Raw genomic sequence first — 11,594 nt, 5'->3', positions numbered from 1 at the left:
TAGTTGGAGGTTGAATAAAAAATGAAGCATCCGCATTGCAAATGCGGACGAGCGAACGGGGGTTAATTAATTTGGCTAAAGCCAACTATATAATATTCAATTGCCACAGGCTTAAGCCTGTGGCAATTGATAGCAAACCGATTTAGGCTTTAGCCATATTACTGAACTATAAGTTTAAAACAGAATAATGAAAAAAATATTTACTCTTTATTAATAATAGGATTGCTTTTGTCAATTGAGCATGATTTATTGGTTGCATAATTATTATTGGTGGAGGATGAATAAAAATGGTGGATTCGCATTGCAAATGCGGACGAGCAGGGGGATGAATAAAAAACTGCATGCCGCAAAAGCATATTAATTAATAAAGCCGGCACCAAGGTGCCGGCCATTCATCTTTATATACTAAATCGTATTCTAATTACCAGCCAAGTACTGTAATACCAATGCTGAATGGTCTGAGCGCAGGAGCTCTGTTTTCTCTGAATAAATCGGTAAGACCGTATTGCGCAAACAAATTAATGCTTCTATAACCTATCACGGCACGGGCATCAAGGCGCAATGGGTTAACATTATAGTCATCGCGCACCTTATTGGTGTTGTCAGAAGTCTTGAGTTTTAAATGAGTTCCAATACGATAACCTGCTACCACACCGGCACCTATGTGAAAGGCTTTACTTTCTTTGCGATTGGTGCTAACTTCAAACATAAGTGGTACAGTTGCATACGTTACCAATAATTTGTTTTTAGCTAAATCGCGACCATACATTATTGATTTCATAGTGTCTGTATTGGCAAGCAATATTTCTCGACTATTGTTGAAACGGTAGTTATTCCATGTGAATCCCAGTCCGGTATTAAACCAAAATAGCCTTTTAACAATATTAGCTTTTACTTCCCAAAGATTTAAATTTACTACTATTGATTTTCCTGAATTCAAGTCAAGATAATTATATCCTGCAGGGCCTTCATTTAACTCAGCTGTTTTTTGTATGTCAGGAAGGTATCCATTAAACCCTAATTCTAGCCCTCCCCAATGCGGCTCCGAATCGGATTTCGATTTCCCGGATTTTTTCTTTGTATCCTTATTCATATCAGCACCATCTTTTTCCGAAATAGAAATATCAAATCCTCCTATCTGTACCTTGGTGGTATCCTTTGTATCGGCCTCGCCTGCTTCTCCTATCTTGACAGCTCCGCTGTTGTTTTTGTTTATTACCGGTGGCGCCTTTATATAATAAATACTACCGCTGCCACTGATTGATGTATTTAATTCGTTTCGCACATCTACCGTAGTTTTACACACACCACTAACATTGGCACTAACCTTATTTACTACCAATTTACTTGCATCAAGTTTTTGTGTGCCAGATACATTCAGTGTGAGATTTTCAGCGACACCACTTAGCGACCCACTTCCAATACCGCTCGTATTAATATTTATAGTTTTAGCGTTTACTCCTAAACCTAGTTTTAGTTTTCCCGAAATATTTACTTCCAGATTTTCAAGCATTAATGTGTCTTCAGAAATAATTTCTGCATTACCCGAAACTTTAATTTCTTCTACCGTGGGTAAGTACACTGTAACCTGATAATCTTTAGGTGCAGTAATAGTTAACTGTTGATTATTTATACTAAAAAAATTACTGCCATAATCGCCATTAATACTTACGCCATAGTCAGTGGATTTTACCAACCTAATGTTAGCTGTGCTACTAACCGCCAATTTTTTAAATGGCTCAACGGTAATTTTTCCTTGTGCATATATTTTTAGCACCGCGGCACATATCATTAATACTAAGATTCCTCTTTTCATATTCTGTTTTTTTTACTTTCTGTGATATATACTGTGACAAATGTAGAATTTAATAAGTTACAGCGGTTGCAGCAATTGTTGCAGTCATGCGTTAATAGCTGCATATTTCGCGCATCATTTTTTAGTCATATATTTTTGCTGTTGTCATTTTGCACTCAATATGATTATTGTTTGGCTTAGTTGAGAGAAAAATGATACGTTTATATTATTAACGTTTGTTAATAGCCTCCGCCACGTTAAAATCGGAACTGTTAATACATCAATGTTTGAATAGCTTATGAACACGTTATGCACACGTCCGCTTCTGTTTATAATTTTGTTGATAATATATGGTTACCGTGTCGCTTGGTTAGCAAGGTGCAATTACATTTGCATTGTTCTAGTGAACAACTATATAATTCAACGACATTTCTAAAGGCTTTTTTATATACTGTCCCCGTTTGTAAGGTTTCGGGGACTTTTTCTTTTATACCAATCTAAGTATTACACGGTCATAATATCTTTTTCTTTAGCTTCAAGATGCTTATCTACTTTTACAATATAGCTATCTGTAATTTGTTGTACCTTGGTTTCAGCTTCTTTTCCATGTCTTCGGGCAAACCTGCTTTTAATGCTTTCTTTAGGGTTTCGTTTGCATCTCTGCGCAGGTTACGAATAGTTACCTTGCTGTGTTCTCCTTCGGCCTTTGCCTTTTTTACAAGATCTTTTCTTCGTTCTTCTGTAAGGGAGGTACAGATATGCGTATTACTATTCCGTCATTTTGCGGGTTCAATCCTAAATTTGCTGCTTGAATGGCCTTTTCTATTGGTTGAAGCATTGCTTTTTCCCATGGCTGAACTACGAGTGTACGTGCATCTGTGGTATTTACGTTGCCTACCTGGTTTAGCGGTGTGCTGGTTCCGTAGTAATCTACATGCACTCCATCCAGCATTTGAGGACTTGCTTTGCCTGCACGAATTTTTGCCAATTCATTTTCAAGATGGTCTATTGCCTTGTTCATTCCATCCGTTGTCTGATTGATGATATTTTTAATCTCTTCCATAGTTATTTCATTTTTAGAGGTGCGAATTTGCAACTATTGGGCATGATATACAAGTGATAGTATGTATTAGCTCCATACCGAAGTGCCCTCGCTACAGTTAGTGCAAATGTCGATACCCTTGCGGTTGGTAAAAAGCGATTTTCGAAACCATTCATAGTTGCTATTGTTCCAAATCTCCGAAAAATTTTTTTCCGCAATATTTCCCATTACATACTTTCCATCTTTATCAAAGCAACAAGGTAAAACATTCCCATCCCAGGTAATTACACAACTCTTCCATAGCCTGCGGCAATTATTTTTCATTTCATTTTTAATGGAATACGTTCCATCATTGTTTATACGGTAGCGGGAATACTTTTCGATAGTAGGTATTAGGTCGTTTCCATTTTTATAGTCGTACACCTGTGCTGTTTTAAAACGCAATTCATTTACTCCGCTACTTCGGGCTATTCTTATTATTTCCTGTATTTGGTGTTCATTATGACGTACCACCAAAAACTGAAGAATAACATAGGGTGTATACTTTTTCAATTCCTTTTTTATACGGCAGATGGTATCGATGGCTTTGAACACTTTGTTGATGCTTCCACCTACCCGATATTTTTCATAGGTTTCCTGCGATGTGCCATCAATAGAAATAATAAGCCGGTTGAGGCCTGCCTCAACCGTTTTCACAGCTAAGGCATCGTCAAGAAAATGAGCATTGGTAGATGTGGCCGTGTACATGCCATGTTGTGAAGCAAACTGCACCATTTGCAAAAATTGTTGATGCAAATAAGGTTCCCCCTGAAAATAAAAGGTCAGGTATCCAACCTGACGGTGTATTTGCTCAATAATGCGAACAAACAATTCCATATTTAATAATCCGGTTGGTCGGGTAAATGAGCGCAAGCCACTTGGACACTCAGGACATCGCAAATTACAGGCGGTAGTTGGTTCAATGGAAATGCTTACCGGCATAGCAGGATGATGCATGTTGCCTGTCATTTGTGCCCGATAAAAACTTGCTTCGCTCTTTATAAAATTCAACATACGACTGGTATTATATTTACCAACCATACTAAGAGCATCTCTTATGTTACCATGAATTATCAAAATTTATTCTCAATCCAATAAACCCGAATTGTTTTGAATGGCTTGAATTGCCATATTTTTTACAATTGGTAAAGTAGCAGATATCATTCCAGAAGTAGGCGGAAAAGGTACAGGCTGTATTCTCAACTTATCTAAAGATACCTGGCTTAGTGCATTCAAGTCTCCATTGGCAATTGCATAGCCATGCTCAAATCGATTTTCTCCGGCAATTGGCACCGACCTAACCAGCTGCTTTGTTTGCAAATCGATGAATTCAACTACCCCATTAACCATGGCTGCCTTTTGCATAATGGTTTCGTGTATCACACACGAAATGGTTTTATATTTAGGTTCCTTCATATCGTTTCCTAAACTATCTTTTTTTACATTTCCCTTATTGTCAAGCACGTATTGCCATCCGTCCTGTATCTGCTTAGTTTCGGTATAATTATTATAAGCCAAACGCTCAGGGGCAATATTTATCTGCTTCACATTAACTTTTACAATGTAATCATACGCCCTGTTTGGTGATTCGCGGGTTTCAAAGAGTAGCCAGGTGCGTTCAATATCTCTAAGATTAATCTTTCTCAATTCGTCTTCGTAACCGGCAGGCAAAGGCATGCCGCTCTGATTGTTTACATTAATAATGGCGTAATTAATACCTCGGTTGCGCGCAATCTGCTGAAGACTATCGCTACTTTTATATTCTTTATAATATTTCTTTATCTTCTCTATTTCGTAAAACGCATTGCGCGCACTTTGTTTATCGCCCTTGCTTAATAATCGTTCAGCGCGACTGTAATAGTCGGAAGCTGCACCCTGCTTTGCTTCGAGCATCTGTGCATCAACATCTATTGTAGGAAATTTTACAATACGATTGCCTTGCGATTTAACTCTTAACTCAGGAAGGCTCTTTACTTTATTTTGCCTTCTCCGTATTTCATTATACATCACATATATTCTATCCCAATTATCGCTTCGGTTTTCTTGCTTTAGCAAACTTATTTCCTGCATATCGTTTTCCTGCGCTTTCTTAAAGCCTTCTTCAAGCAACAAAATATATTTTTCCTTTTGAGGATGCTTGCGAAGTTTTTTCCATGATAAGTACACCGAACGCTCGTAGTCGCCATTGCGCAATGCCCTTTTTGCACCATTACACGACACAAGGGCACCAAAGATAAGAGTTGATATTAGTAGGTAAATTAACTGTTTCATTTGTATTCTTTTTTGAGTTTGCACTATGGGTATTTCAAATTGTAAACCAACAGAAAAAAAACCAATGAATAAAATGTGAAATATGCTTACTGTAAATCACTGCATGAGACAATATATGGGGAAGATGGTTGCTTACTATGAACCACGTCTGTGACAAAACATCAAGGCTGGCCATTGGCCAGCCTTATAACAATCTCATTGAAAGTATCGGATCAAATCCTATTACATTGCAGCTCTTTTGTTATCGCAAAACAACTATTCGTGCATTAATTCTATTTCCGTTTTCACACAACACTCGGGCAATATATACCCCTTGTTTGAGCTGGGTAACATCCATCGTGAATTGATTGGGCGACTCCTGCAATTGGTAGTTTGCAACCTGTTGTCCGCTTACATCATATACGGTGATGGTTAACATTGGTGATTTTGCATTAACCGTTACATTGATACCCGAAGGATTGGGAAACAAAATCAGTCCTGATTGATTATTGGTTTCCGACAAATGCCTCTCAATAACTCCGTTGCCTATTTCTATTAAAATGGGATTATTTTCATTGTACCATGTACCAAGCAATGCCTGGGCATTGTATGCCGCAAGCGTGTTTGTAATAGCAACACTGCGGACAGTAATAAGTTCACTCGCATTGAGTTGCTTTAAGTTTCGGCCTGAGCTTAATACATCTTTAATTACTTGGAAATAGGTCTTATAGGTTTGGTTGTCGCTACCCTGAGCACCGATAAGTTTATTAAGCCAGTACTGGGCGTTACTCCATTTGCGGTATCCGATATAGAAGGCTATCAAAATTTTCTTTCCATTATCGCTGCTGCTGTCGCCTTGCAATATGACTTCTGCTTGCAGCATGTTATTGATCAACAAATAGTATTGTGCTAAGGTATTACGCATGAGCGACTTATTCTGAGCATTGCTTGTTGCATTCATTTTTATGGTAAGCGAATCAGCTTCTACTTGTGTTGCTGGAAGGTCATCAATATTGCAGGATTGAATATTGCTTGCAGCACAACCCGCATTTGATACTAAAGCACTTTTACAATCGGGTGAGCAATTGGTGCAATTAGCATCGTAGTAAGTAAAAGCAACTTGCGAACGTATATGGTGCTCGTTACCTCCACTGCACGTGTGCGAATCGGCAAACACATTGCCTGCCTGCCTATTGGTAGTACCACATGCTTGCCCCTGATTGGGCAACGTTCCCGGGTTAAAAGGTGCTATATTCCATGCATGCTCAAACTGTAATAAATAAGTGTTACAATTTATTTGAAGCCCACGGTTGTTGCCTGTGGTGCCACAATTGCGTTGCGCTTGTGTACCAATATTCAAGTTGCTGTAAGTATTGCCTTCTACTTGGGTAGGCATCGAAGTGGTGCTCTCTGCAATATTACCAAGGCTATGTGTTGATGAAGTGGTTGCTCCGGTACCAACAAAATTGTTTTGACGCAGGTGATAGTTGCTGCTACCCACGGTATGCACGGCACAATTATAATTTGCATCATTTTTTACTTTAATATTATTGCCTTCCACATAATCAAAGCGTGAGCCGCGTGTTAACAGAGCCTTATAGCAATTGGCAAACCTGTTTCCTTTAATGTATATAACCTGATTGGCTGCGCTGCTTTGATTTATAAAAATTCCATTCGTAAGATTTGTAAAGTTATCTGTTGTTCCGGAATTGATAATTTTTAACGAGGCATCGTTGGTATAAATTCCGATACCGCGTTTTTTTATGTTTGTTCCCGAAAAGCCAAAAAATTTACAATCGGCCAGACTTATCTGCTTGGCATTGTGTACGGTCAATTGTCTTTGCGATACTATTTTACCCCCTACCGAATCCACAAGAGCTTTATCTTTTAAAAACGCATTGTTTTGAAAAATGGCATTGGTAAAGCTACAATTACTTAATGCTGTAAAATTTGTATTGGTACCCATATACGTTGATATGGTTACCCCATACAAGTTATTCAAAAATTTTGCTCCGTTAGCTGTGGCCACTACAATTACACCTCCTCCAAATCCGCCATCATTTGCTGGATACCCTTCAAATAAACGTGAATCGGGATGTGGAGCATAGGTTGTTTTGTCAACACTAACACCTTTAAACATGTCCTGCAATACTGCGCCACCGGATAGGTATGCGTATCCCTGATTGGCATTAGCATTATTAAAGGTTTGCTTAAGCGAAGCATTGCCCCATACTTCTATACCTTCCCACATTGCACTATTAAAATTATCTCCATTATTGCATAAGTAACAGGAGGCAAGGCCCTTTAAAGTAGTTTTAGGAGAGCCAGCAGTGCCGCTTATGGTTAGGCTTGCACCTTGCTCAACAATTATCTTTGTTGGCAGTTCACCGGAATTGCTTGATAAAACAGCAAAGTCAACAGTTTGGCGTGTGTCAGCAAATTCTATTTGAGCATTGGCATTTATAATAAGTTTGGCTCCGCTTTTCACACGAATGGTGCCACGCACCTTTCGTGATGTATTCCACGTTGTGGTGCCGCTATTAATTGTAAGTCCATTAATATCATACAGGGTATTCATCTGGCAATCGTTAGCTAATTTCAACATGAAATTTCCTACCGGATTGCTTTCATTGCATCCTGCTATTACAAGTCCTCCGTCATGAGATAGCACCATTCCGAAGGGATTATTTAACTCATAGGTTCCATATTCGTCTGCTAAAGCGTCTTTTGTCCACCTTATTGTATATGTTGGTGTGCTAACATCAATTTTAAAAACACGATTCATAACAAGGTTGGCATTTTTTTGGCTCCCAAGCACGTAAGCAGAATTTGAACAACGTTCAAGTACCAACGCTGGCTTAAACTCATTCCCTTCGCAGTTGCCTGCATTTATTTTTTTATTAGCCATTGTGGCTCCCGTGTTTGTATTGATTGAATAAATAGCGAGGTCGGCTATATTCTGTCCAAAAAAAGGTATCGATATGTTGTTGCAATATGGTCGTGTGGTTTGGGTCCAGTCAAAACCTGCCAGAATAATCATCTCGTTGCTGCCATTGGCTTTTTGTTCGGCTTCAAATCCTATTTGCGAAGAGTTCTCTGGTTGCGCTCCGGCTAATAAGCAAATGGAATCAGGACCATTATCCACGTATCCTGATAGTCCTGCTTCGTCCAAACTGGTTTTCCAAACCACCCCGCCAGTCAAATTAATTCGTGCATTAAAAACATTTAAGTTGGGAGTGTATGGCCAACACGATGTTGCTCCGCAAATACATGCGGTATCAAACACCTGGCCGGTGGCCAAAATACCCAGCATATTGCCTCCTGCATCATTTATGGGCCGCACACAACGCACAGCAACACGATCGTCACTATAAGCAAAGGTGGCATTCATAAAATTATATTTGCCCCAGCCAGCTGTATTTGAATGGCTTTTAAAATTAAGGTCCATATTAAAATTCAAATCTGTTTTTATTACCAACCCTCCCGCTGACTGATATTGATCGTTGTAAGTACCACACGAAAACAGGTCGCCACCAATGATCCAGCCTGCAGGAATATCATTCAAATTGAATACCCTAAGACTTAAACCGATAGGGTTAAACGTGCCAAGGCCGGTCATATTAGCGGAATTAAAATACTTGGGATAACCAGCAGCAATAGTTCCATCTTGTTTTATTCTGATTACTACCAATCCATTTTTAAACCCTACAGCTACCACATCGTTGCTACCGGGTACTGGTTGCACATCGTATAATATTCCTGCTGCACTAAGGTTATTATCATCTATTACAATTCGCCATAAATTTTTACCCTGTGCATCAACCTTTGCTGCATAGGGTTGTAACGAACCATTTATAAAAAAAGAATAACCAACTCCTACATATCCCCCATCATTGGCTTGGGTAACTCCATACAAGCATGTGGCTGCATTGCCGAGCGATGTTGTGTCACTTGCAAAAGTGCTTGTCCATTGCCTTACGGGTGGAGTTTGAGATTGCGCAATTAATATATCATTGCAACAAGAAATATACACTCCTAATATTAAAGTGTATAATCGGATGTAAGAGATTTTTTTCATCTTATGAAATTTATATTTGTTATAGCGTTTTATTGAAAGCGCATTATAAATGGCTATTTCAAAGGTACAATTATTATTCCATGTATATTTTCACAACTTTCAATTCCATTAATAAGTCTTCGGCTTGTTCTGGTTTTGTAACTTTTTAAAAAAAATTTGGTCAAGTTTAGAATACTTGTAATTAATTCGAGTTAATTCGTAATAGTTTTTGAAAACTGTAACGTTGTTCTATTTTTTATAATTCTAACAAAATCTAATCTTAATGAAAAAACTACTAAACGTAATTTTACTTTGTTTAATTTTTAACTTAAAGGTACAAGCCCAATGCACCACAACCAATGCCACTACATGTAACTGTCTTAATGGAACATCCAATTGCGATTTGTTGCCTGATATTAAAGTTAGCGAGAAACTATTATCCGACCCTATGTGGAATACCGAATACTCGCAAACTGGAAACGGTTCAAATAATGGACAGTTGCGCATTACAGTAGCCACGCCCAATATTGGACGCGGGCCTTTAACCGTTATGGCCTCTGGTGTATATGTTTGTGGTACAGATACCATTTGGAACGGTGCGCCTCCGCTATTTTGCCCCGATGGAACAAATCCAAAAAACATTATTAATCAGCGCATCTATCATAAAAATGGCAATGTAATGACTTATACTGATGATATGGCTGGCTCAATGACTTATCACAATTCACACTTACATATGCATGTAGATGACTGGGGAATATTTACACTTCGATTGCAAACCCCGGACCCCAACCCGCTTAATTGGCCCATTGTTGGCCAAGGCAGCAAAATTGCCTTTTGCCTTATGGATCTTGGCACCTGCGACTTTTATGATGGCAATTGCGTTAGTGATTTGAATGATACCCTTTTTAATGCTGATTTCCCAAATTTTGGACTTGGTGGAGGCAATTATAATTGTTCGCCTAGTATGCAGGGCATCTCTTCCGGATATGTAGATGTGTACGATCAATCGCTTGATGGAATGTATATTGACATACCTCCCGGCACTTGCAATGGCGATTATTGGATAGTGGCACAAATTGATCCGAACAACAATTTTCAGGAAGAAAACGAAAACAACAATGTGATGGCAGTGCCAATTACCCTTACCGAACAGGCCACATCAGGCACACAAGCCATTATTGTTAACAAGGGGAATCAAACACTTTGTGATGGCGAAACCACCTTGCTTTCAGCAAGTCCCGGCTTTACCTATTTGTGGAGCAATGGAGAAACCACTCAGAGCATTATCGTTTCTTCTGCAGGATCATATATGGTAACCGTTGACAACTATTGCGGTTTATCTACATCAAATCCATACACAATTAATGCGATAAGTGTTTCTGCGCCTGCCGCAAATAATGTTTCGTTTGTGGCACCGGCAACTGTTACCTTAAATGCAAGCGGAAGTGGTGATTTGCGCTGGTATAATGCGCCTACTGGTGGCACACTGCTTCACACTGGGCCAAGCTATACAACACCTGTTTTAAACAATACTGCAACCTATCATGTTGCAAACTCTACTCCTATTGTATTGCCAATAAGCTATATGCCTCCTCATGACAAAAATATAGGCATGGGAAGCTTTACTTCAGACCCAACACGTTACCTTATTTTTGATGTCCATAAAAAAATATTACTCAAATCAGTAAAAGTATATTCAAGCTTGGCCGGAAACCGAATAATACAACTTCGCGATTCAGCAGGAATAATAAAGCAATCACTTACTGTTTGGGTGGATACCGGAGAAACCAGAATCACCCTAAATATGACAATTGATGTAGGCAATTCGTATAAGCTAGGCACAGGTGGGAGTTCCAACTTTTTCAGAAGTGTGAGCGGGGTACAATACCCTTACAGCATTGCCGATGTGGTAGATATTATAGGCTCATCTAATGGAAGTGTTTTTTACTATTTCTTTTACGACTGGGAGGTAGATCCTGTTGACCCCATTTGTGAAAGTGCACGTATACCTGTAGTAGCTTCTAACCTTGCTGCCAGCATAAATGAAAACAATGCAGAAGTGCATGTGAATATATTTCCAAACCCAATTGATGATGAACTCAAAGTACAATCGGAGCATCCCATTACCGAAGTTTTAATTACCGATGCCACCGGAAAAACGCTCTCGCAAGAGTATATTCCGCTTCAACCAACGGCTACCATTGAAGCCGGTCAACTTGCTACTGGCACCTATATTGTAGTCGTGGTAACCGCACAGGGAACTTATCGCAAACTTGTTTCAAAAAGGTAATTGGGTGTTTTTTCGGCAATTGAACCATCAAATCCATTCTGCTTAAAGCAAGGTGGATTATTGACCAAATAGTTGGGTTTAGCAAGATTTCAAGTAAGCTTGTTTGTATACTAAGCTT

General features: G+C 39.0%; 5 protein-coding genes and 1 pseudogene. 1 reads left to right on the top strand and 5 read right to left on the bottom strand.

What is annotated here, in order from left to right; translation table 11 throughout:
* Positions 1–421: 421 nt before the first annotated feature.
* The 5 genes and pseudogenes from IPO27_07225 to IPO27_07205 form a co-directional block, all read right to left on the bottom strand.
* A complete protein-coding gene (locus tag IPO27_07225) occupies positions 422–1,816 on the bottom strand; it encodes a DUF2807 domain-containing protein (protein MBK8846364.1) in 1,395 nt (464 codons plus the stop codon).
* A gap of 483 nt (positions 1,817–2,299) precedes the next feature.
* A pseudogene (gene frr, locus IPO27_07220) lies at positions 2,300–2,858 on the bottom strand (ribosome recycling factor).
* 66 nt (positions 2,859–2,924) lie between these two features.
* On the bottom strand, positions 2,925–3,917 hold the full coding sequence (locus IPO27_07215) for an SPASM domain-containing protein (GenBank protein ID MBK8846363.1): 993 nt from the start codon (positions 3,915–3,917) through the stop codon (positions 2,925–2,927).
* A gap of 45 nt (positions 3,918–3,962) precedes the next feature.
* A complete protein-coding gene (locus tag IPO27_07210; GenBank protein ID MBK8846362.1) occupies positions 3,963–5,147 on the bottom strand; it encodes a hypothetical protein in 1,185 nt (394 codons plus the stop codon).
* A gap of 241 nt (positions 5,148–5,388) precedes the next feature.
* Positions 5,389–9,204 (bottom strand): T9SS type A sorting domain-containing protein, encoded by a 3,816-nt coding sequence (locus IPO27_07205; protein ID MBK8846361.1) that lies wholly within the window; start codon positions 9,202–9,204, stop codon positions 5,389–5,391.
* Positions 9,205–9,466: 262 nt separating this feature from the next.
* On the opposite strand from IPO27_07205, the gene IPO27_07200 reads away from it, so the two are divergent.
* Complete coding sequence (locus IPO27_07200) at positions 9,467–11,476, top strand: T9SS type A sorting domain-containing protein (protein MBK8846360.1); 2,010 nt, start codon at positions 9,467–9,469, stop codon at positions 11,474–11,476.
* The last annotated feature ends 118 nt before the right edge of the window (positions 11,477–11,594 follow it).

The organism is Bacteroidota bacterium (assembly GCA_016714535.1).
Classification (GTDB): Bacteria; Bacteroidota; Bacteroidia; order AKYH767-A; family OLB10; genus JADKFV01.
Note: the sequence above shows the minus strand (reverse complement) of the source record. Positions and strands in the feature narration are given on the sequence as shown.

Coding starts and splice junctions, on each gene's coding strand:
- IPO27_07225 (MBK8846364.1), bottom strand. CDS start 1,816: ATGAAAAGAGGAATCTTAGTATTAATGATATGTGCCGCGGTGCTAAAA.
- IPO27_07215 (MBK8846363.1), bottom strand. CDS start 3,917: ATGGTTGGTAAATATAATACCAGTCGTATGTTGAATTTTATAAAGAGC.
- IPO27_07210 (MBK8846362.1), bottom strand. CDS start 5,147: ATGAAACAGTTAATTTACCTACTAATATCAACTCTTATCTTTGGTGCC.
- IPO27_07205 (MBK8846361.1), bottom strand. CDS start 9,204: ATGAAAAAAATCTCTTACATCCGATTATACACTTTAATATTAGGAGTG.
- IPO27_07200 (MBK8846360.1), top strand. CDS start 9,467: ATGAAAAAACTACTAAACGTAATTTTACTTTGTTTAATTTTTAACTTA.